The organism is Amycolatopsis sp., from assembly GCF_025464955.1.
Lineage (GTDB): Bacteria > Actinomycetota > Actinomycetes > Mycobacteriales > Pseudonocardiaceae > Amycolatopsis.
In genome coordinates, this window is the sequence record NZ_JAODNM010000108.1 from 24664 (window position 1) to 51074 (window position 26411).

26 protein-coding genes are annotated in these 26411 nt (G+C 68.1%); 16 read left to right on the plus strand and 10 right to left on the minus strand.

Annotated features, from left to right (window positions below):
* Positions 1-62 precede the first annotated feature (62 nt).
* On the minus strand, positions 63-425 hold the full coding sequence (locus tag JWQ81_RS25680; RefSeq protein ID WP_297545354.1) for a histidine triad nucleotide-binding protein: 363 nt from the start codon (positions 423-425) through the stop codon (positions 63-65).
* 89 nt (positions 426-514) lie between these two features.
* Between JWQ81_RS25680 and JWQ81_RS25685 the strand changes: the two genes are divergently transcribed.
* Positions 515-889 carry an FCD domain-containing protein gene (locus JWQ81_RS25685; protein ID WP_366942336.1) on the plus strand — a complete coding sequence of 125 codons (375 nt, stop codon included), beginning with the start codon at positions 515-517 and terminating at the stop codon, positions 887-889.
* A gap of 528 nt (positions 890-1417) precedes the next feature.
* On the opposite strand, the gene JWQ81_RS25690 is transcribed toward JWQ81_RS25685, so the two are convergent.
* The 3 genes from JWQ81_RS25690 to hrcA all read right to left on the minus strand — a co-directional run bounded on the left by JWQ81_RS25690 (position 1418) and on the right by hrcA (position 4467).
* Positions 1418-2170 carry a 16S rRNA (uracil(1498)-N(3))-methyltransferase gene (locus tag JWQ81_RS25690; RefSeq protein ID WP_297545356.1) on the minus strand — a complete coding sequence of 251 codons (753 nt, stop codon included), beginning with the start codon at positions 2168-2170 and terminating at the stop codon, positions 1418-1420.
* Between the two features lie 4 nt (positions 2171-2174).
* Positions 2175-3347: a molecular chaperone DnaJ gene (dnaJ, locus tag JWQ81_RS25695; RefSeq protein WP_297545357.1), complete on the minus strand. Its 1173-nt coding sequence runs from the start codon at positions 3345-3347 to the stop codon at positions 2175-2177.
* Positions 3348-3441: 94 nt separating this feature from the next.
* Complete coding sequence (gene hrcA, locus JWQ81_RS25700) at positions 3442-4467, minus strand: heat-inducible transcriptional repressor HrcA (RefSeq protein ID WP_297545360.1); 1026 nt, start codon at positions 4465-4467, stop codon at positions 3442-3444.
* A gap of 163 nt (positions 4468-4630) precedes the next feature.
* Between hrcA and JWQ81_RS25705 the strand changes: the two genes are divergently transcribed.
* Positions 4631-6583, plus strand: a complete 1953-nt coding sequence (locus JWQ81_RS25705) for a DUF4157 domain-containing protein (protein ID WP_297545362.1) — start codon at positions 4631-4633, stop codon at positions 6581-6583.
* A 6-nt stretch (positions 6584-6589) separates the two neighbouring features.
* Here JWQ81_RS25705 and JWQ81_RS25710 read toward each other — a convergent pair whose 3' ends face one another.
* Both JWQ81_RS25710 and JWQ81_RS25715 read right to left on the minus strand, forming a co-directional pair.
* On the minus strand, positions 6590-8086 hold the full coding sequence (locus JWQ81_RS25710) for a CoA-acylating methylmalonate-semialdehyde dehydrogenase (protein ID WP_297545364.1): 1497 nt from the start codon (positions 8084-8086) through the stop codon (positions 6590-6592).
* Positions 8083-9384, minus strand: a complete 1302-nt coding sequence (locus JWQ81_RS25715; protein WP_297545366.1) for an aspartate aminotransferase family protein — start codon at positions 9382-9384, stop codon at positions 8083-8085. The genes JWQ81_RS25710 and JWQ81_RS25715 overlap by 4 nt, the downstream gene beginning before the upstream one ends.
* 86 nt (positions 9385-9470) lie before the next feature.
* Between JWQ81_RS25715 and JWQ81_RS25720 the strand changes: the two genes are divergently transcribed.
* From JWQ81_RS25720 to JWQ81_RS25775, 12 genes are all read left to right on the plus strand, one after another.
* Complete coding sequence (locus tag JWQ81_RS25720) at positions 9471-11087, plus strand: PucR family transcriptional regulator ligand-binding domain-containing protein (RefSeq protein ID WP_297545367.1); 1617 nt, start codon at positions 9471-9473, stop codon at positions 11085-11087.
* A gap of 332 nt (positions 11088-11419) precedes the next feature.
* The gene (gene lat / locus JWQ81_RS25725) at positions 11420-12796 is read left to right on the plus strand and encodes an L-lysine 6-transaminase (RefSeq protein WP_297545368.1); all 1377 of its coding nucleotides are present in this window, start codon (positions 11420-11422) and stop codon (positions 12794-12796) included.
* Positions 12797-12828: 32 nt separating this feature from the next.
* Complete coding sequence (locus tag JWQ81_RS25730; RefSeq protein WP_297545369.1) at positions 12829-13812, plus strand: PLP-dependent cysteine synthase family protein; 984 nt, start codon at positions 12829-12831, stop codon at positions 13810-13812.
* Between the two features lie 30 nt (positions 13813-13842).
* Positions 13843-14787, plus strand: coding sequence for an EamA family transporter (locus JWQ81_RS25735; RefSeq protein WP_297545370.1), 945 nt, complete (start codon positions 13843-13845; stop codon positions 14785-14787).
* Complete coding sequence (locus JWQ81_RS25740; protein WP_297545371.1) at positions 14784-15515, plus strand: TauD/TfdA family dioxygenase; 732 nt, start codon at positions 14784-14786, stop codon at positions 15513-15515. Before JWQ81_RS25735 ends, JWQ81_RS25740 begins: the two co-directional genes overlap by 4 nt.
* A gap of 102 nt (positions 15516-15617) precedes the next feature.
* Positions 15618-16736, plus strand: a complete 1119-nt coding sequence (locus tag JWQ81_RS25745) for a GNAT family N-acetyltransferase (protein ID WP_297545372.1) — start codon at positions 15618-15620, stop codon at positions 16734-16736.
* Complete coding sequence (locus tag JWQ81_RS25750) at positions 16733-18091, plus strand: hypothetical protein (RefSeq protein ID WP_297545374.1); 1359 nt, start codon at positions 16733-16735, stop codon at positions 18089-18091. Before JWQ81_RS25745 ends, JWQ81_RS25750 begins: the two co-directional genes overlap by 4 nt.
* A 108-nt stretch (positions 18092-18199) precedes the next feature.
* The gene (locus tag JWQ81_RS25755; protein WP_297545375.1) at positions 18200-18574 is read left to right on the plus strand and encodes an SSI family serine proteinase inhibitor; all 375 of its coding nucleotides are present in this window, start codon (positions 18200-18202) and stop codon (positions 18572-18574) included.
* A gap of 147 nt (positions 18575-18721) precedes the next feature.
* Positions 18722-20296 (plus strand): NCS1 family nucleobase:cation symporter-1, encoded by a 1575-nt coding sequence (locus tag JWQ81_RS25760; RefSeq protein WP_297545400.1) that lies wholly within the window; start codon positions 18722-18724, stop codon positions 20294-20296.
* Entirely contained in the window at positions 20247-21089 is an 843-nt protein-coding gene (locus tag JWQ81_RS25765; protein ID WP_297545376.1) for a nitrilase-related carbon-nitrogen hydrolase, read from the plus strand. Before JWQ81_RS25760 ends, JWQ81_RS25765 begins: the two co-directional genes overlap by 50 nt.
* A 4-nt stretch (positions 21090-21093) precedes the next feature.
* Complete coding sequence (gene hydA / locus JWQ81_RS25770; RefSeq protein ID WP_297545378.1) at positions 21094-22485, plus strand: dihydropyrimidinase; 1392 nt, start codon at positions 21094-21096, stop codon at positions 22483-22485.
* Between the two features lie 9 nt (positions 22486-22494).
* Complete coding sequence (locus JWQ81_RS25775) at positions 22495-23493, plus strand: TIGR03842 family LLM class F420-dependent oxidoreductase (RefSeq protein ID WP_297545380.1); 999 nt, start codon at positions 22495-22497, stop codon at positions 23491-23493.
* Between the two features lie 64 nt (positions 23494-23557).
* Here the strand turns inward: JWQ81_RS25775 and JWQ81_RS25780 are convergent, their stop codons facing one another.
* From JWQ81_RS25780 to JWQ81_RS25790, 3 genes are all read right to left on the minus strand, one after another.
* A complete protein-coding gene (locus tag JWQ81_RS25780) occupies positions 23558-24685 on the minus strand; it encodes an ROK family transcriptional regulator (RefSeq protein WP_297545382.1) in 1128 nt (375 codons plus the stop codon).
* A 188-nt stretch (positions 24686-24873) separates the two neighbouring features.
* On the minus strand, positions 24874-25056 hold the full coding sequence (locus JWQ81_RS25785; protein ID WP_297545384.1) for a DUF397 domain-containing protein: 183 nt from the start codon (positions 25054-25056) through the stop codon (positions 24874-24876).
* Positions 25028-25180, minus strand: coding sequence for a hypothetical protein (locus tag JWQ81_RS25790; protein ID WP_297545386.1), 153 nt, complete (start codon positions 25178-25180; stop codon positions 25028-25030). The genes JWQ81_RS25785 and JWQ81_RS25790 overlap by 29 nt, the downstream gene beginning before the upstream one ends.
* 91 nt (positions 25181-25271) lie before the next feature.
* Between JWQ81_RS25790 and JWQ81_RS25795 the strand changes: the two genes are divergently transcribed.
* Both JWQ81_RS25795 and JWQ81_RS25800 read left to right on the plus strand, forming a co-directional pair.
* On the plus strand, positions 25272-25547 hold the full coding sequence (locus tag JWQ81_RS25795; protein WP_366942337.1) for a hypothetical protein: 276 nt from the start codon (positions 25272-25274) through the stop codon (positions 25545-25547).
* Positions 25544-25978, plus strand: coding sequence for a hypothetical protein (locus JWQ81_RS25800; RefSeq protein WP_297545390.1), 435 nt, complete (start codon positions 25544-25546; stop codon positions 25976-25978). Before JWQ81_RS25795 ends, JWQ81_RS25800 begins: the two co-directional genes overlap by 4 nt.
* A gap of 206 nt (positions 25979-26184) precedes the next feature.
* Here the strand turns inward: JWQ81_RS25800 and JWQ81_RS25805 are convergent.
* The coding region (locus JWQ81_RS25805; RefSeq protein ID WP_297544047.1) for an HNH endonuclease at positions 26185-26411 on the minus strand (227 nt) is incomplete at its 5' end.

Here is a 26411-nt window from a genome sequence, read left to right on the forward strand (position 1 = left end):
GACTCCTCGATGCTAGCGGTTTCGGGGGTCCGAGCGCAGTCCGGTTTACCGCCCGGGGGTACTCACGGGGCGTGGCTGCCGAAGAACCCGAGCTGCTCGCCGCCGAGGACATGGGCGTGGACATGGAAAACCGTCTGCCCGGCATCGGCGTCGGTATTGAACACGACCCGGTACCCGGACTCCAGAATTCCCTCGAGCTCCGCGACCGTCTTGGCCGTCGCCACGACCGCCGCCAGCAACCCCGGATCCGCCGCCGCCAACTCGCCCACATTGCGATACCGCTTCTTCGGCACCACCAGCACATGCACGGCGGCCTGCGGGTTGAGGTCCCGGAACGCGAACGTCACCTCGTCCTCGAACACCACGTCCGACGGGATCTCCCCCGCCACGATCCGCTCAAACAACGTCTCCGCCGCGTCACTCATCCTCGAACCCTAACGGCTGCGGTGACGCCGAGCGGCCTCGCCTTCGTCGGTCTCGGCCAGGCCGAACAGTCGAGCCGGCCATGCTGCGCATGTCGATCGAGCGTGGCGACGTCGAATGGGAGGCCCGCGTGCGCGCGGCGCACCACCGGCTGGCCCGTACTCAGGTGTACCTGGCGGATGGGTCGGTGAACGCTGCCTGGTCAGCCGCCCACGGCGCTTTCCGCCGGGCACTGCTCGACGTCTGCGGCAACTCGGTGCTGCTGGATTCCTTCGACAGGATGTGGACGGCAAGCCAACTGGCCCGCCGCTGGTCCGGCCACCGCACCCTCGACCGCGACTACGTCGACGACCACCGACGCCTGGAGGAGGCCGCCCTGGCGCGCGACGCCGACACCGCCGCCGAGCTCCTCGCCGACCACGTGAGCATCACCGCCGACGCACTGACCCGGCCCGACGCGCGGTGACGTACACGCACGTGGTGGCCAGCAATGGGTTCGCGGAGCGGATCCGAGCGCCACCCCCGTCACGCGGTGGTACCAGCGGTACTGATGTGGCTGATGTGGTTGCTGAGACTTGCCGCGCCCGTTCCCATTCGTACCAGGGATCCCCTGAGCCAGGCGCTTTGGACGTCACCACGCCCGCCAACAGCTACGTGCCGCACCGTGGGGGTTTGGGGGCTCGGCCCCCAAGACAGGCCGAACCTCCCGCCTGCGAAGACGCGACAGCGTCGAGCAGACACGACGAGGAGGTGAGGCGGGGCGGTGGAACCCTGGGGGTGGCTCCACCGCCTCCGCGGCACCGCCGGGCTGAGGGGGAGGCGCCCGGCGGGGATCTGTGGTTGCTGCCCGACCGCGTTGTGTTGATCTGCTCTGTATCTTGATCAATCCGCTGGTCGGCTGCCACGTTTCACCGTTGTTAACAAGGGTAACCGGTCGGAGCGTGATCACGCCATAACTGGGCGCGAATTTTCCTGGTGGTTTTCTCAGTCTGGCTCAGGTCCAGCGGGTGGTGAGGGCGCCGAGTGCGCCAAGGGCGACGGCGGCGGCGGTTGAGGTGCGGAGGACGGTGGGTCCGAGGCGGACGGGGGTGGCGCCGGCTTCGGTGAAGGTGGTGAGTTCGTCGTCGGTGATGCCGCCCTCGGGGCCGATGACGAGGATGAGGTTTCCGCTGTCCGGTAGTGCGACATCGGCAAGTCGCTCGGCCACGCCGGATTCGAGGACGAGGGTGACCGCGGAGGCGCGAATCAGGTCGACGAGGGCCGCGGTGCCGACGGGGCCGGGGATTTCGGGGACGCGGCCGCGGCGGGCCTGTTTGGCGGCCGAGCGGGCGGTGGCGCGCCAGCGTTCGAGGGCTTTGTCGCCGCGGGCGCCGTCTTCCCAGCGGGCGACGCTGCGGGCTGCGCGCCAGGGCAGGACCGCGTCCGCTCCGGCTTCGGTGGCGAGTTCGACGGCGAGTTCCCCGCGGTCGCCTTTGACCAGCGCTTGGGCGACGACCACCCGCAGCGCGGGGGCTGGTTCGGTCCACCGCTCTTCGACGTCGAGCCGCACGGACGCGTCGCGGCCCGTCTGGACGGCCGTGATCACGCAGCGGGCCAGCTCACCTTCGCCGTCGGAAAGGATGAGGCGTTCGCCGACGCGCATGCGACGGACGGTGGCGGCGTGCCGGGCCTCCTCGCCTTCGAGTAGTGCCTCACCTGCGGTGGGCAGCTCGTCGGCGAGGAAGACCGGCAGGGTGGTCTCCGGCACTGCGTCAGCGGTGGTTCTTGGTGCGCCGCTTGGAGAACAGGCCACCGTGCTTGGTGCCGTTGCTGGCCAGCGTCGGCACCTCCTCGCCGCGTTCCTTCGCGAGCTGACGCATCAGTTCCCGCTGGGTGTCGTCGAGCTTGGTCGGCACCACGACGTCGATGTGCACGTGGAGGTCGCCGCGGCCGTCGACGCGGCCCGAAGAACGCAGCCGCGGCATGCCCTTGCCGGTGAGCACCAGCTCCGTGGCCGGCTGGGTGCCGGGCTCGACGTCGAGCTCGTAGTCACCGTCGATCAGCGTCTCGATGGGCACGCTCGCGCCGAGCGCGGCCGTGGTCATCGGGATGCGGAAGTTGCAGTGCAGGTCGTTGCCCTGGCGGACGAAAACCTCGTGCGGCTCCTCGTCGATCTCGACGTAGAGATCGCCCGCTGGGCCGCCGCCGGGGCCGACCTCGCCCTGGCTCGACAGGCGGATCCGCATGCCGTCGCCGACACCGGGCGGGACCTTCGCGGTGACGTTGCGACGCGCACGCACGCGGCCGTCGCCACCGCACTGGCGGCACGGGTCGGTGATCACTTCGCCGAACCCGCGGCACACCGGGCACGGCCGGGCCGTGACGACCTGGCCGAGGAAGGAACGCTGCACCGACTGGATCTCGCCGGCGCCGCCGCAGGTGTCACAGGTCTGAACCGTCGCGCCGGGCGCCGTGCCCGCGCCGCGGCACAGGTCGCAGACGATCGCGGTGTCGACGGCGATCTCTCTGTCCGCGCCGGTGGCGCATTCCTCGAGGGTCATGCTCAGCCGGATCAGCGCGTCGGCACCGGGCTGGACGCGGCTGCGGGGACCTCGTCCCCGGCCGCCACCACCGCCCTGGCCGCCGAAGAAGGCGTCCATGATGTCGCCGAGCCCGCCGAAGCCGGCGAACGGGTCGCCACCTCCGCCGCCGCCACCCCCGCGGCCGCTGTCCATCGGGTCGCCACCGAGGTCGACGACCTTGCGCTTCTGCGGGTCCGACAGCACCTCGTAGGCGGTCGTGACCTCACCGAACTTGTGCTGCGCGTCGTCGGACGGGTTGACGTCCGGGTGCAGCTCGCGGGCGAGCTTGCGATAGGCGCGTTTGATCTCCTGATCGGTCGCGTTCTTGGCCACCCCGAGAGTGCCGTAGTAGTCCCTCGCCACCGTCTTGCCTTCTCCTCTGTGCTGTTCCTAGAGCATTTGCGCTGTTCCTAGGACATTTGCCCTGTTCACGGCGCTCTGTGTGCCGCGCCCGGCCTCACCTGGCGGACAGGATCTGCCCTACGTAGTTCGCCACGGCGCGCACCGCCGCGATCGTGCCCGGGTAGTCCATCCTGGTCGGCCCGACGACCCCCATCCCGCCGAGCAGCAGGTCGTCCATGCCGTATCCGATCGACACCACCGACGTGCTGCGCATCTGCTCGTCCTCATTTTCCTCACCGATGCTCACCGTGATCGCACCGGGGTTGCGGACGGCGGCCAGCAGCTTCAGGACGACGACCTGTTCCTCGAGCGCTTCGAGCACCTGCCGGAGCGATCCGGGGAAGTCCGAGACGTTGCGGGTCAGGTTCGCGGTGCCGCCGAGGACGAGCCGTTCCTCCGGATGGTCGACCAGCGACTCCACCAGCACGGTACAGATGCGGATGAGCGCGTCGCGCAGCTCACCGGGCGAGGAGTCGGGCAGTTCGGCGACGTTGACCGCGGCCTCGGACAGCCTGCGGCCGGCCAGCGCGGAGTTCAGCAGGGCACGAAGCCTGCCGACGGACTGCTCGCTGACGACGTCGCCGAGGTCGACGATGCGCTGGTCGACGCGCCCAGTGTCGGTGATGAGCACCAGCATGAGCCGCGCCGGGGTGAGCGGGACGACTTCGAGGTGGCGGACCGTGGAGTTCGTCATCATCGGGTACTGGACGACGGCGACCTGCCTGGTCAGCTGCGCGAGCAGCCGGACGGACCGCCGCAGGACGTCGTCTACGTCGGTGCCGCTGTCGAGGAAGTTCGTGATCGCGCGCCGCTCGGCCGAGCTCAGCGGCTTGACCTCGGCGATCTTGTCGACGAAGAGGCGGTAGCCCTTGTCTGTCGGGATCCGGCCGGCGCTGGTGTGGGGCTGGGTGATGTAGCCCTCTTCTTCCAGCGCCGCCATGTCGTTGCGGACAGTGGCGCTGGACACACCCAGGTTGTGCCGGTCGACGATGGCCTTCGACCCGACGGGTTCCTGGTTGGAGACGTAGTCGGCGACGATCGCGCGCAACACCTCGAAGCGTCGCTCTTCCGAGTTGGCCACCCTCGCACCTCCGTCCGCGCACGCTCGTCCCACAAGCCTTCACAACGAGCTTACGGACTTCCGCGTTCCCGGCACTCCAGCGGGCACGCTGACGCCGAAGTGACGCCGCGGTGACGGCCTGCCGGAAAGATTACGGGCTCTCAGCGGCGACCGAGGAGAAGGCATGACACGAGCAGGTCATACCCACCCGAAAAACACCCCCCGGAACGCGCCGCCCATCGTCGGCTCGGTCGTGCGCTCGCCAGGGGAGGCGCTGGACGAGGAGACCGAAGCGGCGATGACTTTACGCTTCGGACACGACTTCAGTCAGGTCCGCGTGCACACCGATGCCCGCGCCGCCGAGTCCGCCGAGGCTGTGGGCGCACGTGCTTACACCGTCGGGCCGCACGTCGTGTTCGGCGCGGGCCAGTACGCGCCCGGTTCGGCCGCCGGGCAGCGCTTGCTCGCCCACGAACTCACGCACGTCATCCAGCAGGGCGCCCGGCCAGGCGGTGTCGCACCGGGCACCGATCTGAAGGTCAGCAGACGGAGCGACCCTGCGGAACGGGAGGCGCACCTCGGCGGGCCGGCGTCCGCGGGAACCGTCGGTGTCATGGTCCAGCGTGACGACCTGGGCCATGACACGGACGACGGACCGAAGGACGCCGGCGTACCTGGTGGGGTGTCGACGCCCCCGACGGTTTCCGCGGCACCCGCTGAGCCCGAGCCCCCACAAATCCGGCAGGGCCGGATCGGCGAGCTCGTCGGCCACCTACCGGACTGGAACTTCCTGCCGACCCGGGGGTTCGTCAAACCGGTACTGGCCAAGGCAGCCGAGGCGAGGCTGCTCTCCGCGCTGCTGATCCCCGAGCTTGGCGTCTCCGTGGACGTGCGTGGATCCGCCGGAGCCGACGCCGCTTTGACCGGCAGCTATGAAGGTTGGCTGCGCAACATACAGGTCGGCGTTTCGCGCGAGCAGGCCGACGAGATCGCCCTGAACAACCCGTTCATCCTGCTGCAGGGACTGCCGCGGACGCTCGACGACGTCGCCCGGGTATCCACCGAGTTCCGCGGCCTCGCCGACCTCGACGTGTCCGGCCGGTTCGGGGGACGTCTGCACCTGGGCGCCGCGCTGGAAGCCGTGGCCTCGGTCCCGAAACTGTTCGACATCGCGAAGATCGGGGCCGGGCTCGGCGCCGACGCCGAGGTGGAGGCCGAACTGCGCTTCCATGATCGGGTCGGGATCTACGGTTCGGGCCACCAGTACCACTTCCGGGATGCCAAGTCCGCCAGCCTCACCCTCGCGCTCCACTTCAACCTCGCCGCGTTCCTGGAAGCCGGGCTGCTCGGCGCGACCTGGCGGCGGGACTGGAACCTGGCACGGTTCGACAAGAACTGGACCATCGGCACGAAGCTCGACCTGCACTACGACAGCGGCGGCCCGCAGGTGACGGACGTGACCCTCACCGAGCAGACGCTGGACGTCATCGGCGTCGTCAGGGAAATGCTGACGGCGGCCACCACGCAGGCGCATCTCACCGGAGCCCCGGGAGGGCCTGGCGCGCCCGCCGCGCCCGGTGGGCGGCCACCGACCGGCCGGACGAGCGCCGATCCGATTCCGATGACCTGGTACAAACCGCCGGGCCTCTACCCGGCGTCGATCACCCTGGGCGGGCAGCAGTACTTCTTCATCCGGCCCCGCTGGCTGACCGTGCCCAACACCGCAAAATTCGCGGATGTGCGTCGCGAGGCCACCACCGACAGCCGCGGCACTCCGCGGATCGAGATCGGGGTTTCGCCCAGCAGCAAGTTTTATCCGAAGATCGGCGGTGAACCGTGGCCGAGGGTCGAGGTGAAACGGGTTCGGGGCAAGGTCAAGCAGGACCAGTTCAGAAGGCTGCTGAGGGCGCACGGGTACGCCTGGGGCACCAAGGAGGCCGATCACGTCCGAGATCTGCAGTGGCGAGGAGAAGACGCCTACGAAAACCTGTGGCCGCTCGAAGAGTCCGACAACCTCGACGCCAACCGGATCCTCACCCAGTTGGTCACCTATACGGATTCGACCGGCGCGCCCCGGACGGCCCGACTCGGCGACACCCCACTGGGCCTGTACTTCCGAATACGCAATTTCGCCTGACCGGCGTCAGGAGTTGCGCGGGAAGCCCAGGTTGACGCCGCCGTGAGAGGGGTCGAGCCAGCGGGACGTGACGACCTTGGTCCGGGTGAAGAAGTGGAAGCCTTCCGGCCCGTAGGCGTGGGAGTCGCCGAACAGCGAGTCTTTCCACCCGCCGAACGAGTAGTACGACACCGGCACCGGGATCGGCACGTTGACGCCGACCATGCCGACCTCGACCTCGTTCTGGAACCGCCGGGCCGCGCCGCCGTCGTTGGTGAAGATCGCGGTGCCGTTGCCGTAGGGGTTGGCGTTGATGAGCGCCAGTGCCTCGTCGTAGCCCTCGGCGCGCACGACCGCGAGCACCGGGCCGAAGATCTCGTCGGTGTAGATCGACATCTCCGGGCGCACGTGATCGAACAGGGTCGGGCCGAGCCAGAACCCGCCTTCGCCGCCGTCCGCCTCGACGCCGCGTCCGTCGACGACGAGCGTCGCGCCGGACGCCACCCCGGCATCCACATAGGACTCGACGCGCGCGTGGTGCGCGGCGGTGACCAGCGGGCCCATCTCGGACTCCGGGTTGCGGCCGTCGCCGACCTTCAACGCCGTCATCCGGTCGGTGATCTTGCCGACCAGCTCGTCGCCGGCCGGGCCCACCGCGACCAGCACCGACACCGCCATGCACCGCTCCCCCGCCGAACCGAACCCGGCCGACACCGCCGCGTCGGCGGCGAGGTCGAGGTCGGCGTCGGGCAGCACGATCATGTGGTTCTTCGCCCCGCCGAGCGCCTGGACGCGTTTTCCGTTGCGGGTGCCCGTTTCGTAGACGTACCGCGCGATCGGCGTCGACCCGACGAACGAGATCGCCTTGACGTCGGGATGCTCCAGCAGCCCGTCGACGGCGACCTTGTCCCCGTGCAGCACGTTGAGCACGCCGTCAGGCAACCCCGCCTCGGCGAACAGTTCCGCGATGAAGTTGGCCGCGGACGGGTCCTTCTCACTCGGTTTGAGCACGACGGTGTTGCCGCACGCGATCGCGTTGGGCACGAACCACAACGGCACCATGGCCGGGAAGTTGAACGGCGAGATCACCCCGACGACACCGAGCGGCTGGGCGATCGAGTAGACGTCGACGCCGGTCGACACGTTCTCGCTGAAGCCGCCCTTCAGCAGCTGCGCGGCGCCGCAGGCGTATTCGACGTTCTCGAGCCCTCGCGCGATCTCACCGGCGGCGTCGGACTCGACCTTGCCGTGCTCGCTGGTGACGATCTTGGCGAGCTCGTCCCGGCGCGCCGCCAACAGCTCGCGGAACGCGAACATCACCCGCGTGCGACCGGCCAGCGAGGTCCCGCGCCACCCGGGCAACGCGCGCTTGGCGGCCGCGACGGCCTCGGAAACCTCGTCCTGGGAAGCGAAATCGACCTTCGCGGCGACCTCGCCCGTCGCGGGGTCGAAGACGTCCCCCGAACGTTCGGCGATACCCGAGAACGGTTTCCCGTCGATCCAGTGGCTGATCCGTCGTGTCACTTGGTGCGCTCCTCGTGTGCCCGTGCGATCGACTCACCGAGAATTTCCAGTGCCTCGTCGGTTTCTTCGTCGGTCAGCGTCATCGGCGGCGCCAGGCGGATCACGTTGTTGTGCAGCCCGCCCTTGCCGACGAGCAGTCCGCGCGCCTTCGTCGCTTCCATCACGACCCCGGCCGCGGGCGGGCTCGGCTCCTTGCCGCCGGGCTCGACGAGTTCGACGCCGATCATCAGGCCCTTGCCGCGCACGTCCCCGACGACGTCGTAGCGGCTCGCGATGTCACGCAAGCCGTTCAGCAGCTTGTCGCCCAGCTTGGCCGCGTTGCCCTGCAGGTCGTGGTCCAGCAGGTAGTCCAGCGTCGCCTTCGCGCCCGCGGTGGACACCGGGTTCCCGCCGAAGGTCGAGATCGAGTTCGCGTTCAGGCAGTCCATCAGGTCGCCGCGCGCGATGACGCCACCGATGGCGAGCCCGTTTCCGAGGCCCTTCGCGAACGTCATCGCGTCCGGGGTGACGCCGTGTGCCTGGATGCCCCAGAAGTGTTCCCCGGTGCGTCCCCACCCGGTCTGGACCTCGTCGGAGATGAACAGGATGCCGTGCTCGTCGAGCACCTCCTTGAACCCGGCGAGCAGGCCGTCCGGTGGCACGTTGAACCCGCCGACGCCCTGGATCGGCTCGACGATCATCGCGGCGACGTCCCCGGACGTCGTGGTCTGCAGGATGTCGCGCAGGTCGTCGACGCAGGCGGCGATGTAGTCCGCGTCGGAGTATCCGGCGAACGGTCCGCGGTAGCGGTAGCCGCCATGCACGTAACTGACCTTCACCGGCGAAAGCGAGCTCGCCGACCAGCCGCGGTTGCCGGTGATGCCGATCGTGGCGAATGCCCGGCCGTGATAGGAGTTCCGGATCGCCAGGATCTGGTTGCTGCGGCGGAACTGCGTCGCCAGCATCAGCGCGGTCTCGTTGGCTTCGGTCCCCGAGTTGGTGAAGAACACCTTGGCGTCCGGGATGCCCGAGAGCTCCGCGATCTGCTCGGCGAGCTCGACCTGCTTGCGGATCAGGTACAGCGTCGACGTGTGCAGCACGCCGGTGTCGAGCTGCGCGCGGATGGCGCCAGAGATCTCCTCGACGTCGTAGCCGATCGCGTTGGTCAGGATCCCGGCGAAGAAGTCCAGGTAGGTCTTCCCTGCCGAGTCGGTGACCCGCCTGCCCTTGGCGCTCACGATCTCGATCGGCTCGTCGTAGTACAGCGCCAGCCAGTTCGGCATGACCGCCCGATGCCTGCTCACCAAGTCGTCGCTCATGGTTGATGAGTCTCCGGCGGCGCGGCTCGCGGGCGCGACCGGCAACATGTATCGAGTCCCGCCCACGCCCGTACAGTCTGTGTCCTATGTACCCGACAGTCGCGGAGGTGCTGGCCCTTCCGGTGCTCCGGCACGGCCGGCCGCACGTCGTCGCGGGCGCCGCCGGACTCGACGCGCCCGTGCGCTGGGTGCACGTCGCCGAGGTTGCCGACATCGCGCACCTCCTCAAGGGCGGCGAGCTGGTGCTGACCACCGGGATAGCCCTGCCCGACGACGCGGCCGGGCTAACGGCCTACATCGACGAACTGGCCGCCGTCGGCATCGCCGGGCTGGTCTTCGAGCTGGTCCAGCGCTGGAGCTCGCACCTGCCCCCGGCGCTGCTCGAAGCGGCCGAGAAGCACGGCGTCCCGCTGATCACGCTGTCGCGGGAGACCCGGTACGTCACGATCACCGAGACGGTCAACGGCCTGATCGTGGACAACCAGGTCACCGAGCTGAAGGCCGCCGAGCAGATCCACCGGACGTTCACCGCGCTGACCGTCTCCGGGGCGGAGCCCGCCGTCGTGCTGCGCGAGGTCGCCCGGATCACCGAGCAGCCCGTGGTGCTGGAGACGCTGTCGCACGAGGTCCTCGCCTACGACGCGGCCGGCACCGACCCGGGTGAGCTGCTGACCGGCTGGCAGGCGCGGTCGCGCGCGATCGGGCTCGGTGAGCGCACCGGGTACCACGGCGGCGCGGGCTGGCTGATCACGATCGTCGGGGCGCGGGGCCACGACTGGGGGCGCCTGGTGGTCGTCTGCGCCGACGAGCCGCCGCACCGGCACCTGGTCGTCGCCGAGCGTGCCGCCTCCGCGCTCGCCCTGCACCGGCTGATCACCCGCGACTCCGACAGCCTCGAACGGCAGGCGCATCGCGGCGTGCTCTCCGAGCTGCTCGGCTCCCGCGTCCCCCCGGCCGAGCTGCTGGCGAGGTCCTCGGCGCTGGCCGTCGAACTCACCGGACGGCGCCTGATCGGCGTCGCACTGAGGCCCCGGCTGTCCACCACCGCGAAACCCGCGCTGTCGGCGCCCCCGGTGTTGCGGGAGCTGGCCGAGGCGACGGCGCTGGCCGCCCGGCGGGCCCGGGTGTCGCTCCTGGTCGCCGACATCGACGGAACCTGCGTCTGTGCCCTGCTCTCGCTGTCCCCCGAGGCCGCCGCCGAAAGCGTGCTGCACCGCCTGGCGACGGATATCCACGAAGCCCGCACGGGCGCGCCGGCCGTGGTCGCCGTCGGGACGGTTGTCGACAGCCCGGCGGACGCCCGCCGCACTCTGATGGAGGCGCTGCAAGTGGCGTCGGCCGCATTGCGTGCCGGCTCCGAGCGGGTCTTTCACCGCCTCGACGACGTCCGCCTGCGCGGCCTGCTTCAGCTGCTGACCGACGACGAGCGGCTCAAAGCCTTCTCCACGCGCGAACTGGGTCCGCTACTCCAGCGGGATGCCTCTTCGGGCAGCCGATTAGTGCAGGCTTTGAGGCACTACTGCGAACACGGCGGCAACAAATCGGCGGCGGCCGCGGCCGCGCATATTTCCCGGACCGCCTATTACCAGCAGCTCGCCCGCATCGAACAGATTCTCGGCATTCCGCTGGAGGATCCCGAGTCCATGCTCTCCCTTTACGTCGCGTTACTCGCCCACGACATCCGGGTGACCGACCGTGAATGATCTTCCCTTGCTGTCACCGAAACAGCATCTGCGTGACGCCCGTTAGGCCACTCGCAGGCAGCACCGAACGACCCCGTGCTCCATCAGGGTGATGACGGAGTGAAGGGCAAGACATCCCCCCGAGTGCCGTATATCGTGGCTTCCAGCAGCGCGGCACGCCGCTGATTTAGAGCGTCCTCGGGGGTCGTCGGTAATCACGTGATCAACGTTGATCACACCTGTTCACAAGTTATTGTTCACGAGTGCCGTGATTCACAAACATTCAGTCATGATCACTGCTGCCCAAAACACCGTGACTTAATTCCCGATTAATCCAGACCGGGAGATGGAACATGCGAAAAACGCAGGGCTCGACGAGCATCGCCGAACGCGGCAAAGGAACGCGAGCGGTGATCGAACCCGCCGATGTGCACCGGACACTCGGCCGCAACACCCTGGTCGATGGTTATGATTTGGTCCTCGATCTCGCGGCCAGCAGTGGATCGTGGCTGGTCGACGCGGTCACCGGCACCCGCTATCTGGACCTGTTCTCCTGCTTCGCCTCCTCCCCGCTGGGCACCAGCCCACCGGAATTGATCGAAGATCCGGAATTCCTGGCCCAGCTCACTGCCGCCGCGGTGAACAAACCCGCCAATCCTGATCTCTACACGGTCGAATACGCGCAGTTCGTCTCGGCATTCGCCCGGGTACTGGGTGATCCGGAACTACCTCATCTGTTCTTCATCGACGGCGGTGCGCTCGCGGTGGAGAACGCGCTCAAAGCGGCCTTCGATTGGAAAGCCCAGCGCGCCGGCACCGCCGGCGGCGACTACCAGGTACTGCATCTGGAAGGGGCCTTCCACGGCCGCAGCGGCTACACACTTTCCCTGACCAACACCGAGCCCGCCAAGACCGCGCTCTTCACGAAGTTCGACTGGCCGCGAATCCCGTCCCCCGCCTTGAAATTTCCGCTCACCGAGCATGCGGCGGAGAACGCCGACGCCGAGCGTAAGGCCTTGGCCGCCGCGCGAGCCGCCTTCGAAACCGCCGGCGGCAAGATCGCCTGCTTCCTCGCCGAACCGATCCAGGGCGAAGGCGGGGACAACCACCTCAGCGCCGGATTCCTGCGGGGCATGCAGGAGCTGTGCGTGGAGTACGACGCCCTGTTCGTGCTCGACGAGGTCCAGACCGGCTGCGGCCTGACCGGCACTCCCTGGGTCTACCAGCAGCTCGACCTCGAGCCGGATCTGGTGGCGTTCGGCAAGAAGACGCAGGTCTGCGGGGTCATGGGCGGCCGGCGCACGGACCTGGTGGCGAACAACGTCTTCGCCGTCTCCTCCCGGATCAGCTCCACCTGGGGCGGCAACTTCACCGACATGGTCCGGGCGACCCGAATCTTCGAGATCCTCGACGAGGACGGGCTCTTCGACGCCGCCGCGGAGCGGGGAAAGCACCTGCTCACTGGGCTCGAGAACCTGGCCGCCCGGCATCGGGGCGTGGTGCGGAACCCACGCGGACGCGGTCTGATGTGCGCGTTCGACCTGCCCGACACCGCCACCCGCGACGACCTCGTCCGCCGGATGTACGCCGACGAACAGGTGATCGTGCTCCCCTGTGGGACCACCGGTCTGCGATTCCGCCCGGCGCTGACGATCACCGAAGAACAGCTCGACGTCGGCCTGAGCGCGCTTGACCGCTGCCTGAGCGGCGTCGCGGCCACCGCCGCCTGAAATCCGTCATCCTTGAGGAGTAAGGAAAACAGATGACTGTCGTCGAACCGTCCCCCCGGACCGCGCCCGGTTTCCGCCCCGCTCTTGGCACCGCGCTGGAGGCCATCGGCAACACACCGCTGGTCCCGCTGCTGCGCCTGACCGATGGCCTGCGGGCGCGGATCCTGGTGAAGCTGGAGTACTTCAACCCGACGGGCAGTTATAAGGACCGCATGGCGCTGGCGATGATCGAGGAGGCCGAGAAGCGCGGCGAGATCACCCCCGGTAAGACCACGATCGTCGAATACACCGGCGGCAGCACGGGTTCCTCGCTGTCGTTCGTCTGCGCGGTCAAGGGGTACGCGCTCCGGATCGTCACCTCCGACGCGTTCAGCGAAGAGAAGATCCGCACGATGACGTCGATGGGCGCCGAGGTCGTCATGGTGCCCAGCGTCGGCGGCAAGATCACCCCGGACCTGATGCCCAGGATCATCGACCGGACCCGCCAGCTCGCCGAGGTCGCGGGCACCTACTGGACGGACCAGTTCAACAACAAGGACAACGCGGTCGGCCAGCGCACCATGGGGCGCGAGATCCTGGCGCAGACCGGCGGCGACGTCGACGCGTTCGTGGCCAGCGTCGGCACCGCGGGCTGCGCGATGGGTGTCGCCCGGGTGCTCAAGGATCACAGCCAGGACATCAAGGTCTTCGTGGTCGAGCCGAGCACTTCGGCGGTGCTCTCCGGCGGAGAGCCCGGTACCCACGGCATCGAGGGCATCGCGCTCGGCTTCACGCCTCCCTTGCTGGACAAGGAACTCTACGACGACGTGCTGGTCATCGACGAGGGCGAGGCACGTGATATGGCCCGGCGGCTCGCTGTCGAAGAGGGGATTTTCGCGGGCACGTCGACCGGGGCCAATGTGCTGGCCGCGCGGCGCGTCGCCCAGGAGCACGGCGGTGACATCACTATCGTCGTCCCTGCCGTGGACAGCGGTCTGAAGTACATCTCGACCGATCTGTTCCCGCGCGCAATCTGACGAATCCCTCAGTGCAAGGAGCAGGAATTCATGGGGCGTGGCAACATCATTCTCGGAATACTCGTCGCGATCATCTGGGGAGGCAACTTCGTCGTCGCCGATCAAGCGGTGGCGAGCGTCCCTCCATTGCTACTGGTGGCCTTGCGCTACCTCGTGGTCGCGATCGTGTTCCTGCCCTTCACCCGCCGCAACGGCCTGCCGTGGAAGTACATCGCTGCAGTCGGCCTGCTCTACGGCGTCGTCCAGTTCTCCGGGCTCTTCCTCGGCCTGCACCTCGGGGTCGGTGCCGGCGTCGCGGCGACGGTGATCCAAGCCCAGGCGCTGTTCACCATCATCCTTGCCAAAGTGTTCCTCAACGAGTCCTTCGGCAAGCTCAAGTGGGCAGGCCTGGTGGTCAGCGGGGCAGGTCTCGCGCTCATCGCGCTGTCGGGCGGGGGCGCGGCACCGCTGGGCGGCGTGCTGTGCGTACTGCTCGGCGCCGCCGGCTGGGCCGGCTCCAACATCGTGCTGAAGAAGGCGGGCAAGATCTCCGCCTGGACGATGACGGTCTGGCAGTCCGTCGCGGTGATCCCCCCGATGCTGCTGATCTCCGGGGTCTTCGAGAGCGGCCAGCGCGCTTCGGTGACCGGGATGTCGTTCGGCACGATCGCCGCCATCCTCTACATCGCCCTGCTGGCAACGGGTTTCGGGAACTACGCCTGGTACCGGCTCATCCAGCGGGTCGGCCCGTCGCGCACCGCGCCGTTCTCGCTCCTGGTGCCGGTGGTCGGCGTCCTGGTCAGCTGGATCGTGCTTCACCAGTCGCTGACCCCGCTGCAGTTCACCGGGGTCGCGCTGAGCCTGGTCGGGTTGACCGTGATCGTGCTGGCCCCGCAGCTGATCAGCCGGTTCGGAAAGCCCGTCCCCGCCCCGGCCCCGGCCGTCGAGAGCACTCCGTCGGTCACATCAATCCCAGAGAAAGGTGAGGTCTCGTGATTACCACTCAGGAGAAGAAGGTCGTCAGCCAGATCGACTACGCCGGGCTCGACCTGGCCGAATTCAAGAGCCTGCTCGACGAGAACGGCTACGTCTACCTGCACGGGGTCCCGGAGGACTTCGACCACGTCGGGTACCTGAAGCAGATCGGCCCGCTCATGCCGCAGTACGACGGCGAGCTGATCTGGTCGATCAAGGCGCAGGAGCGATTCGACAACCTGTACCACTCGCTCAACACCAAACCGCTGATGCCGCACACCGAGTGCTACGAGTTCCTGGGCCTGCCGCCCAAGTACCTCGCGCTCTGGTGCCTGGTACCCGCGGCCGACGGCGGCGGCCAGACCACCCTGGGTGACCTGCACAAGTTCCTCGAAACCCTCACCGACGAGGAGCGGGGCAAGCTCGCCGAAACGAAGTTCCCGTTCGTCTCCAGCGCCGGTGTGCAGGACATGGGCCTTGGCAAGACCGCGGTGCACCCGCTGCTCGAACTGCGCGAGGACAAGGCGCCGGTGATGCGGTTCAGCTACAACTGCGTCGTGCACGAGGACGACGAGTTCCTGCTCAACCTGCGCGAGCGGGTGCTCGAATTCTTCACCGAGACCCACATCACGGCCGACTACGAGCCAAACTCGCTGCTGATCTGGAACAACCACCGGATGGTGCATTCGCGCACCGGCTACACCGACCGCAACCGCCACCTGCGGCGGATCTGGCTCTCCGAAGAGTGACCGCCGGGAGGGGGTCGCGGCCATCGGCCGCCACCCCCTCTCCGCTTTTCGATCTCCTCCCCGCTCGATCGCATTTTTCCCGAAAGTACCTGGGGGACAACCATGTCCAAGGTCAGGGTCGTGCACGAAATCGGTGAAGTATCCGAAGAATCCTGGGACGCGGCCGTCTCCCGGTACGGCGGTTCGGTCTACCACCGGCACGCGTGGCTGCGTTCGGTGGAGGCCGCCGAGATGGTCGACATCGAAGCCCGCCATCTGGTCCTGGAGGACGAAGGACGGATCGTCGGCCTGGCGCCGCTGTACCTCACGCGCCACTGCCCCAAACTGGAGATGTTCCGGAAGCACTACGTCACCGCGGGCATCGGGGACGCGCCCATGCTGATCGGGCACAGCATGTACGCCCAGTCGAGCGAGCTCCTCGCGGCGGGCGAGCACGAACGCGGGCTGCTACTGGACGAAATCCTCGCACTGTGGCAGGCCGAAGCGGCCGATCGGATTCTCGCCTTTCCCTTGGTGCCAGGCGATTCCCCGCTGCTGTCCGATCTTCGGCGGCACGGCTTCACCACCGGGCTGCTGTCCTGCACGAACCTTCTCGAGACCCCGTGGGACACCTTCGAGGACTACCTCGCGCATCTGCCGGGAACCAGACGCCGCAACATCACCAAGGGCATCCTGCGTAGCGAGCGGGCCGGGGTCACCGCCGAAGTACAGCGTGGCTGCGCCGACCTCGAGCTGCTCGCGTCGATGGTGCGCCGGACGGCCGAGCATCACGGCAGCCCGGTCTTCTTCGACACCGGCTTCCTCACCGCGGTGGTCGAAGCCTTCGGCTCGTCGGCCGTCACGATCACCGTCCGCGGCCGGGGAGAGCCGATCCTGACCTGCCTCGCGCTCGACGCCGGGGGCGAAGTGGCGCCGTGGTGCATCGGCTTCGACTACACGTCGCTGGGTGAATTCGGCCAGTACAACTACCTGTACGCCACGCTGATCCGCTTCGCGGTCGAAAACGGGCGTCGGCAGGTGAACTTCGGCCGCAGCACCTACTACATCAAACGCAAGTACGGCTGCCGCCAGCGTCCGGTCTACGCGGCGATGGCGGCGCCGGCGGCGGCTCGGCGCACGGTCGAGGACTGGGTCTCGGCCATCGACGCCCACGCCCGTACCGAACTGGCCGAGGTCGGACTGCCCGCTCCGGCGCACACGGAACTGCTGAGGGCGACATGAGCAGGACGAACGCAGCGCGGGGTTCGACGGACGACCTGATCGCCGAGGGGTTCGCCAAACAGCGCGCGCACCGCAGGGAGTTCGAGGCGATAGCGCCGGAAGAGCGCAGGCGGTGGGCCGAGCGCGCGGTCCGCACGCTGGCCAGGCGGCTGCGTGAAGAGAACCCCGGGTACGCGCGCTTGTACGAGACGGCGTCGGACTCACTCCAGCTGCCGGTGCTGGAGAAGTCCCGGCTGGGTGCGTCGTTCGACGAGTTCGCCGCCGGAACGGGGGCGACTCGCGCGTCGATGACCGCCTTCGCGGCCAAGCCGTTCAGCCTGGGTAGCAGGCTCGATACGAAGCACCTGGCGTTCAGCTCGTCGGGGTCGTCCGGCGAGCCACTCCCCGTGCTGCACCACGTCCGGGACTTCGGACGCAGCCTCGAAGCGTTCGTCGCGCGGGGTGTCCGCGGCGCGCGTCCGGGTGCCGAGCGGCTGCTCTACATCGGACTGCTGGATCGGCACAACGGCGGCAATGCCTGGATGTACTACCTCGGTGGCCATCTCGACGTCGTCCTCGCCGACGTCTTCGCCGAGCCGGCTTCGTTGCTGGACGTCGTCGGCGAACACCGGCCCGACGTCGTGCTGACCCGCCCGCACCTGCTTCGCGCGCTGGCCGCCGCGGCGGCCGAACGGGGCGTGGCGCTGCCCCAGGCGCACCTGCTGAGCGTCGGTGAAGGGCTCCAGCCCGAGCAGCGGCGGGAGATCACCGCGGGCTGGGGATCACCGCCGCATAACAGCTACTCCACTGTGGAGACTGGCCCGCTCGGCTACCAGGAGGATCCGGCCCTCGACGAACTGACCGTGTATGACGATCTGCACCTGGTCGAGCTGCTCGACGCGGGCGGCGTGCCCGTCACCGAGCCCGGCGTTCCGGGCCGGCTCGTGGTGAGCACGCTGTACCGGGACGTGCTCCCGCTGATCCGCTACCGGGTCGGCGATGTGGCCAGCTGGCGGAACGCGGAGCTGACCCGGCTGAGCTTTCCCCATGGGCGTGACACCACGGTGGTACGGCTGAGCTGCTCCGGCGGCGTGATGGAGATGCCCGAGCTGCCGCTGTGGTCGATCGTGGTGCCGGGCGTCCGCCAGTACCAGGTGGTGCAGACGGGCCCGGATTCACTTCTGGTGCGCTACGAACCGTCCGGTACGTCGAGTAGCACCACGGGCGCCGCGCTGCGCGACGCCGTCTTCGCCAAGCTGGCGGGCCAGAGCTGCGACAACGGGGTGCGGGTCACCACCGAGCTGGTCCCCGCGCTGCTGCCTGACCGGGTCAGCGGCAAGATCAAGCGCGTCATCCCGTGGCTGCCCCAGCGCTAGCGCATTACTGCGTGTTGCCCACAGAGGACACAAGGGCAACTCGTCCGAGTAAGATCTTCACTCCGGTGAGTGACGAGCTGCCCCCGCGAATCAGCCGATACCTTTTATATGCTTCTCTTCCCGTTCGCTCCGGCAGCCGTGGCCGCGCTCTCTCTCGCGTACCTCGGTGGCCCTTCACCGCAGCCCGGTTCGTCGTTCCACCTCAGTGAGCGCGCCTACGGCGGCCAGGTCAGCGAGGCCTCCCTGACCTGCGATCCAGCCGGTGGCAGCCACCTGGACAGCGCCAAAGCCTGTGCGGTCATCCAAGGCGCCAACGGCGACTTCCAGCGCCTGCCGACCCGCCATCAGCTCTGCTCGGCGCTCTACGCCCCGGTCGACGTCGTGGTCGCCGGTTTCTGGCGCGGCACGCCAGTGTCGTTCCAGGCAACCTATGCGAACAAGTGCTCCGCCAACGCGGAATCGAGCGGCGTCTTCGGCTTCTAGACCCGGGCCATGCTCCTCTGTGGAGTGTCCGGGCGGCATAACAGCGCATAAGCGCGGTTTGCGCAATCGGCAGCATGCGTTGTTACCGGTGTAAGAGTGAACACTCTGCCAGTGCCCGGCGCGGGCGGTGGCGCGCAGGATTCCGCAATGGAGCCGAAGCCACTTGTATCCCAGATCGTGCACAGCGACGGCCGGGTGGAACTCGGCGACGTCACGTCCGTCGAAGGCAGCCGGTTCTTCAATCCCGAGCTGGCCCCGGTGCCCGTCGGGAAACGGACGTGGAGCACCTACAACTACTTCGCGCTGTGGATGGGGATGGCGCACAACATCCCCAGCTACGCGCTGGCCGCGTCGCTCATCGCACTGGGCATGAACTGGGTGCAGGCGCTGATCACCATCACGATCGGCAACATCGTGGTGCTGGCGCCGATGCTGGCGAACAGCCACGCCGGCACGAAGTACGGCATCCCGTTCCCGGTGTTCGCCCGCGCCTTCTACGGCGTGCGCGGCGCGAACTTCGCCGCGCTGCTGCGGGCGTTCATCGCGTGCGGCTGGTTCGGTATCCAGACCTGGGTCGGCGGTGAGGCCGTCTACATCATCGTCGGGCGGCTGACCGGATCCGGCTGGCGGGACGCGGCTGTCATCGGCGGTCAGCACTGGACGCTGTGGCTGTCGTTCGGGTTGTTCTGGCTGCTGCAGATGCTGATCATCTGGCGGGGCATGGACGCGATCCGCCGGTTCGAGAACTGGACGGCGCCGCTGGTGTCGGTCGGCTTCCTGATCATGCTGGCCTACGTGCTGATCAAGGCCGGCGGGTTCGGCCCGATCCTGGCCGAGCCGGGCAAGCTCGGCTGGGGACCGTCGTTCTGGAAGGTGTTCGCGCCGTCGCTGATGGCGATGATCGCGTTCTGGTCGACGCTCTCGCTCAACATGCCGGACTTCACCCGCTTCGGCGGCAGCCAGCGCAAGCAGGTCCGCGGCCAGATCCTCGGGCTGCCGACCACGATGACGTTCATCGCGATCGTGGCGATCCTGACCACGTCCGGCGGCCACGTGCTCTACGGCCAGGACATCTGGGACCCCGCGCAGCTCGCGGACAAGTTCTCCAGCCCAGCCGTGGTCGTCGTCGCGCTGATCGCGCTCGTGCTCGCGACGATCTCGGCGAACCTCGCGGCCAACGTCGTCAGCCCGTCCTACGACTTCTCCAACGCCTTCCCGAAGAAGATCACCTTCGCCGTCGGCGGCCTGATCACCGGTGTGATCGGCGTCCTGATCCAGCCGTGGCGGCTGTATTCGGACCCGAGCATCTACATCTTCTCGTGGCTCGGCTTCTACGGCGGCATCCTCGGCGCGGTGGCCGGGGTGCTGGTCGCGGGCTACTGGGTCATCCGGCGCACCAAGCTCGACCTGCAGGGCCTGTACACCGAAGGCGGGACGTACTGGTTCAAGGCAGGCTGGAACTGGCGCGCGGTCGCGGCGACCCTCATCGGCGCGGTGCTCGCCGTCGGCGGCGCGTACGGCGGCCCGTTCCCGGCAGGCGGACTGATCGGATTCCTGAAACCTTTGTACGACTACAACTGGGTGGTCGGCCTGGTCGGCGCGTTCGTGGCCTACCTGGCGCTGACCGCCCTCGCTCCGGAACGCGGTGTTTCGGCAATCAAGGAGGAACCTAGTGAGCGACGTGGTACGAGCCGGACTGATCCAGCAGCGGTGGACGGGTGACAAGGAGTCCATGATCGCCGCGGCCGTCGACGCGATCGGCAAGGCCGCGTCGCAGGGCGCCCAGGTCGTCTGCCTCCAGGAGCTGTTCTACGGACCGTACTTCTGCCAGGTGCAGGACCCGGACTACTACTCCTACACCGAGCAGATCCCGGACGGTCCGACGACGAAGCTCCTGCAGGAGGTCGCCGAGCGGCACAGCGTCGTCATCGTCGCGCCGATGTACGAAGTCGAGCAGCCGGGCGTGTACTACAACACGGCCGCGGTGATCGACGCCGACGGCACCTACCTCGGCAAGTACCGCAAGAACCACATCCCGCAGGTGAAGGGATTCTGGGAGAAGTTCTACTTCCGCCCCGGCAACACCGGCTACCCGATCTTCGACACCGCGGTCGGCCGGATCGGCGTCTACATCTGTTACGACCGGCACTTCCCGGAAGGCTGGCGCGCGCTCGGACTCGCCGGAGCGAAGATCGTGTTCAACCCGTCGGCGACCAGCCGGGGCCTGTCGGAGTACCTGTGGCGGCTCGAGCAGACGTCCGCGGCGGTGGCGAACGAGTACTTCGTCGGCACGATCAACCGCGTCGGTGTGGAAGAGCTGGGAGACAACGAGTTCTACGGCCAGACGTACTTCGCCGACCCGCGCGGCCAGCTCATCGGAGACGCCGCGTCGGACGTCGACGAAGAGATCGTCATACGCGACCTGGACATGGGCAAACTCACCGAAGTCCGCGACCAGTGGGCGTTCTACCGCGACCGCCGCCCCGACAGCTACGGCCCGCTGACGGAGGCCTGAGCCCATGCGGACACTGATCAAGGGCGGCACGGTACTGAGCAGCACCGGGAGTTCGGTCGCCGACGTGCTCGTCGACGGCGAGACGATCGCCGCGGTCGCCGCGCCCGGCGTCTTCGCCGATGACGCTGCCGACCAGGTGCTCGACGCGACCGGAAAATACGTGCTGCCCGGCGGGATCGACGCGCACACGCACATGGAGATGCCGTTCGGCGGCAGCTTCTCGAACGACACCTTCGCCACCGGCACCACGGCCGCGGCCTGGGGCGGGACGACGACGATCATCGACTTCGCCGTGCAGGCCAAGGGCACCTCGCTACTGTCCACTCTGGACAAGTGGCACGAGAAGGCCGACGGCAACTGCGCCATCGACTACGGGTTCCACATGATCGTCTCCGACGTCAACGACACGTCATTGAAGGAGATGGACGCCTGCCTGGACGGCGGGATCAGCAGCTTCAAGATGTTCATGGCCTACCCCGGGGTGTTCTACTCGACCGACGGCGAGATCCTGCGCGCGATGCAGAAGGCGCGCGGCAACGGGTCGACGATCATGATGCACGCCGAGAACGGCATCGCGATCGACCAGCTCGCCGCGCAGGCCGTGGCGGCGGGCCGGACGGACCCGGTGGAGCACAGCCTCACCAGGCCACCGGAGCTCGAGGGCGAGGCGACGTCGAGGGCGATCACGCTGGCCAAGGTGACGGGCTCGCCGCTCTACATCGTGCACCTTTCGGCCGCGCAAGCGCTTGCGGCCGTGGCCGAGGCGCGTGACGCGGGGCAGAACGTCTTCGCCGAAACGTGTCCGCAGTACCTGTACCTGTCCATTGAGGACATGGCCAAGCCGAACTTCGAGGGCGCCAAGTACGTCGCCTCTCCCCCGCTGCGGGAGAAGTCTCACCAGGCCGATCTGTGGCGCGGGCTGCGGACGAACGACCTGTCGGTGGTCTCGACCGACCACTGCCCCTTCTGCTTCAAAGACCAGAAGGAGCTCGGCCGCGGCGACTTCCGGGCCATCCCGAACGGGATCCCCGGCGTCGAGCACCGGATGGATCTGCTGCACCAGGGCGTCGTGGCGGGTGAGATCTCGCTGGAACGCTGGGTGGAGACGTGTTCGACCACGCCGGCCCGGATGTTCGGGCTGTACCCGCGTAAGGGGGTCATCGCGGCCGGGGCGGACGCCGACGTCGTCATCTACGACCCGAAGGCGAAGCAGACGCTGTCCGCCGAAACGCACCATATGAATGTCGACTATTCGGCGTACGAAGGCTGGGAAATCGCCGGAAAAGTCGACACGGTGCTGTCTCGGGGAAGCGTCGTCGTTTCGCCGTCCGGGTTCAGCGGCAGTACGACCCACGGCAAGTTCCTGCCCCGCGGGCTCAACCAATACCTCGGATAGGGGACGGACATGGATTTCGGACTCGTGCTGCAGACGGACCCGCCGGGGCGCGAGGTCGTGCGGCTGATGAAAGCCGCGGAGGACAAGGGCTTCCGCTACGGCTGGACGTTCGACTCGTGCGTGCTGTGGCAGGAGCCGTTCGTCATCTACTCGCAGGTCCTCGCGCAGACGTCGTCGCTGATCGTGGGGCCCATGGTGACCAGCCCGGGGATGCGGGACTGGTCAGTGCTGGCGTCGATGTTCGCCACGCTCAACGACATGTACGGCAACCGGACGGTGTGCGGCATCGGCCGGGGCGATTCGGCGCACCGTGTCATCGGCAAGCCACCGTCCACTTTGGCCACTGTGCGCGACGCGATGCACGCGATCAAGGAACTGGCCGAGGGCAGGGAGACGCTGCTCGGCGACACCGCCGTGCAGATCCCGTGGGTCCGTGACGGACGGCTCGAGATGTGGATGGCCGGGTACGGTCCGAAGGCGCTGAAAACGGTCGGTGAACACGCCGACGGGTTCATCCTGCAGTGCGCCGACCCGGCGATCGCACGCTGGACGATCGGCGCGGTCCGCGAAGCCGCCCGCGCGGCCGGACGCGACCCGGCGGGCATCACCGTCTGCGTCGCGGCGCCGGCGTATGTCGGCGAGGACCTCCCCCACCAGCGTGAACAACTGCGCTGGTTCGGCGGGATGGTCGGCAACCACGTCGCCGACCTGGTGACGCGCTACGGCGACTCGGGCCCGGTCCCGCACGAGCTGACCGACTACATCAAGGGGCGCCAAGGCTACGACTACGCCCACCACGGCCGCGCCGGCAACCCGTCGACCGACTTCGTCCCCGACGAGATCGTCAACCGCTTCTGCCTGCTCGGCCCGGCCGGCGCACACGTCGAACGGCTGGAGGAACTCGCCGAGCTCGGTGTCGACCAGTTCGCGCTCTACCTCATGCACGACGAACGCGAGCAGACCCTGGACGCCTACGGCGACAACGTGATTTCGAAGCTCACGTCGTGAGGCGCAAGGGCTCGTGAGCGTTGCGGCCGGTTAGAACCGTCCGCAATGCTCACCAGCCTGGAGGCTAGGCCCAGAGCCGACGCCTGGCGATCGTCAACGCGGAGTGCAACGCGCCGGCGCGAACTCCGTTGCCGGGCAACGCACTCAGCGCCAGTCGCGGCTGCGCGACGGCGAGTTCGGCGAGCTCTTCCCGGATGAACGCCAGCAGTGCTTCGCCGCCGGCCTCGGGAATTTCCCCGCTGAACACGACGAGCTCGGGGTCGACGACGCAGATGACAGCGGCGAGACCCGTGGCGAGCCGGGTCGCCAGCTCGGCCAGGAAGCCGCTGTCGGCGTTTCGAACGGCCTCCGCGGCGGTCTTCCCGGGGATGCCCCGGGTGCGTGCGAGGTCGAGCACGGCGTCGCCGCCCGCCGAGCGCTGGAAGCCGCCGTGTCCGCCACGCCCGATCTCGCGGCTCAACGGGACGTCCGCGATCGGCAGGTAGCTGACCTCCCCCGCGGCACCATTCGCACCGCGGCGGATCCGACCGTCGAGCACGACGGCCATCCCGAGCCCGTCGCCCGCCCACAGCACGACGAAGCTCTCGACGCCCCTCGCCGCACCCGTCTGCATCTCGGCGACCGCGGCGAGGTTGACGTCGTTCTCGACGTCAACCGACACCCCCAACTCGGCGCGGAGCCCGTCGACGACGTTCTCGTGGTGCCAGCCGGCCATGTGCGCGGCGTACCAAAGGGCGCCGTTGTGCCTGTCGATCGCGCCCGGCGTCCCGAGCACGATGTGTGCGAGATCGGCGACGCGCAGCCCGACCTGCCCCACAGCGCCCTCGATCGCCGCGCGCACTCGCGAGCGCGAACCGGCCATCTCGTACTCCGCGACGACTTCGCCGGTGATGTCGGCGATCGCCACGGACAGTCGGGACGGCGTGACATCGACCCCGGCGACGTAACCCGTGCGCGGGTTGGCGGCGTACAGCTTGGCGTTGGGCCCACGGCCCCCGGCATGGATCCCGGCCGGCACGACGAGCCCGCCTGCCTGGAGCCGCCCCATCAGCTGGGTGACAGTGGGCTGGGCCAAGCCGGTGAGCTCGGCCAGCCGGCTACGGGACAGCGGGCCGTGCACGAGCAGCAGCTCGAAGGCTGCCCGGTCGTTGATCGTCCGCAGGAGCGCAGGTCGCCCCGGGATGGCGGTCACACTGCCCCCTACAAACGTTTCCTTACCTATTGCAAGCCACCCTAGTCGGCACCCCTGACGACGTCCAGCCCCCAAAACTGCAGCTCACAGCCTTCTCGCAGGTGCCGACCCGAATAGGAAGGCTTACTTTGCATTGTGGCATCGTGCGCGTTGCGGCCGGTAAGAACCGGCCGGAACACTCACGAGTCCTAGACCGCCTTGACCGCGGTCAGGAGGGCCGCGAACGCAGAAACCGGGACGGCGATGGTGCCACCGTCCCGGTCTTTCGTGTCGCGGATCACGGTCCCCGTCGACGTCTGCGCGAGCTCCACGCAGTTGTTCTCGGGGCCGCTGTAGCTGCTCTTACGCCATGCCGTCGTGCTCTCGGTCATCGTTCCTCAGTCCGTCCAGTGCTGCCCGGATCAGCAACGCGGACTCCTTCGGCGACAACGCCGCCTTTCGGCGGATGTCCTCGAACGTGTCCACGAATGCCTGTACGTCCTGAGGATTCTCCACCGGCGACCCACAGCAGACCTTTGACATCAAGGTGCCGCCCGGTGACGTGTTCTTCGCGGGCGACACTCGCAACAACGCGGTGGACTCACGCATGAACATCCACACGCCCACGGACGGCGCCATCCCCGAGCAGGACATCGACAGCCTCGTCGTCGGCACCGGCACCCTGGGCTCGATGCGGGATCTCACCCCGACCTCAGCGCTCACCAAAGCCGGGCTGCCCGGCGCACCCAGCTCCGTCACCGGCTACTCGCGTGACCGCACGTCCGTCCCCGTCGGCCTCGCGCTCTACGCCCTCGGCATCGTCGGCGTGATCACCGTGTCCGTCCTGCGCCACCGCCGTCGGCGCGTACTGCCGATGCCGTGACAGAGCCAGATGAGCACGTGCGCTGGCAGCAGTACCGGCACACGTTGAGCGAGGCCGCGGCAGCGGAGGAAATGGCCGTGGTCAGCGAAGTCCTCGCCGATCCGGACACAGCAATGGCTTCGTCCGTAGTGGTCGCGCACGTCGATGTTCGCGCCGCGGCGCTGCTTCGCGAGTCCGACTACGTCGCCTGGGCCAGCCGAATTTCTGACGCCGCCAAGGACCATCCGCTCGTCGTCCAGCGGGTGCTGGAATGGTCGCCGTACAGAGAGATCACGATAGGTCTGCCGTGGACTGCGGAAACCCTGGTGGCGGCGTCGGATTGGTTGCAGCGCAAGGTCTCCGAGGATTCGTCGTCCCCGGAGGCCTTGGCTGTCCTCGCCACCTCCGGCCACACCCGGCGCATCCGCAACGCCGCATTCGGCCGGAACTGATCGGTCGACCCGGAGGTTGAGGTTGATGTGCCCAGATTAGCGGTGGGGTTTCGAGCTGGTGCCGGATGGGTGTTTCCGCTCCACGTAAGGGCTCTGGTGGTGTTCGGCAGCGGAAACACCCACCCGGGACGGAACCTCCGGTCACCACGCGCGCGCAATCACGTCCCTCAGCGAAGTCTCCACCGAGGTGTGTCGTGGTCGGTGTCCTAGATCCGTTGGTGGAGGGTGTTGCGGCGTGGTGTGCGTGTCGGGTCAAGGAATGCTGGTGGGATGAACTCCGGGAGCCCGTCCCGCGCGATGCGGACTCGCCATTCCGAGTAATGCATGAGATTGTGGTGCGCGGCGCAGAGGAACACGAGGTTCGAGATGCGTGTTTCCCCGTGGTGGGCCCACAAAACGATGTGGTGCCCGATGCATCGCTGCGGTGGTGCAT

Excerpts from the sequence above, each read along its gene's own strand:
- JWQ81_RS25680 (WP_297545354.1), bottom strand. The coding sequence starts at position 425 with ATGAGTGACGCGGCGGAGACGTTGTTTGAGCGGATCGTGGCGGGGGAG.
- JWQ81_RS25685 (WP_366942336.1), top strand. The coding sequence starts at position 515 with ATGTCGATCGAGCGTGGCGACGTCGAATGGGAGGCCCGCGTGCGCGCG.
- JWQ81_RS25705 (WP_297545362.1), top strand. The coding sequence starts at position 4,631 with ATGACACGAGCAGGTCATACCCACCCGAAAAACACCCCCCGGAACGCG.
- JWQ81_RS25715 (WP_297545366.1), bottom strand. The coding sequence starts at position 9,384 with ATGAGCGACGACTTGGTGAGCAGGCATCGGGCGGTCATGCCGAACTGG.
- JWQ81_RS25720 (WP_297545367.1), top strand. The coding sequence starts at position 9,471 with ATGTACCCGACAGTCGCGGAGGTGCTGGCCCTTCCGGTGCTCCGGCAC.
- lat (WP_297545368.1), top strand. The coding sequence starts at position 11,420 with ATGCGAAAAACGCAGGGCTCGACGAGCATCGCCGAACGCGGCAAAGGA.
- JWQ81_RS25730 (WP_297545369.1), top strand. The coding sequence starts at position 12,829 with ATGACTGTCGTCGAACCGTCCCCCCGGACCGCGCCCGGTTTCCGCCCC.
- JWQ81_RS25735 (WP_297545370.1), top strand. The coding sequence starts at position 13,843 with ATGGGGCGTGGCAACATCATTCTCGGAATACTCGTCGCGATCATCTGG.
- JWQ81_RS25745 (WP_297545372.1), top strand. The coding sequence starts at position 15,618 with ATGTCCAAGGTCAGGGTCGTGCACGAAATCGGTGAAGTATCCGAAGAA.
- JWQ81_RS25750 (WP_297545374.1), top strand. The coding sequence starts at position 16,733 with ATGAGCAGGACGAACGCAGCGCGGGGTTCGACGGACGACCTGATCGCC.
- JWQ81_RS25755 (WP_297545375.1), top strand. The coding sequence starts at position 18,200 with ATGCTTCTCTTCCCGTTCGCTCCGGCAGCCGTGGCCGCGCTCTCTCTC.
- JWQ81_RS25760 (WP_297545400.1), top strand. The coding sequence starts at position 18,722 with ATGGAGCCGAAGCCACTTGTATCCCAGATCGTGCACAGCGACGGCCGG.
- hydA (WP_297545378.1), top strand. The coding sequence starts at position 21,094 with ATGCGGACACTGATCAAGGGCGGCACGGTACTGAGCAGCACCGGGAGT.
- JWQ81_RS25775 (WP_297545380.1), top strand. The coding sequence starts at position 22,495 with ATGGATTTCGGACTCGTGCTGCAGACGGACCCGCCGGGGCGCGAGGTC.
- JWQ81_RS25785 (WP_297545384.1), bottom strand. The coding sequence starts at position 25,056 with ATGACCGAGAGCACGACGGCATGGCGTAAGAGCAGCTACAGCGGCCCC.
- JWQ81_RS25795 (WP_366942337.1), top strand. The coding sequence starts at position 25,272 with ATGAACATCCACACGCCCACGGACGGCGCCATCCCCGAGCAGGACATC.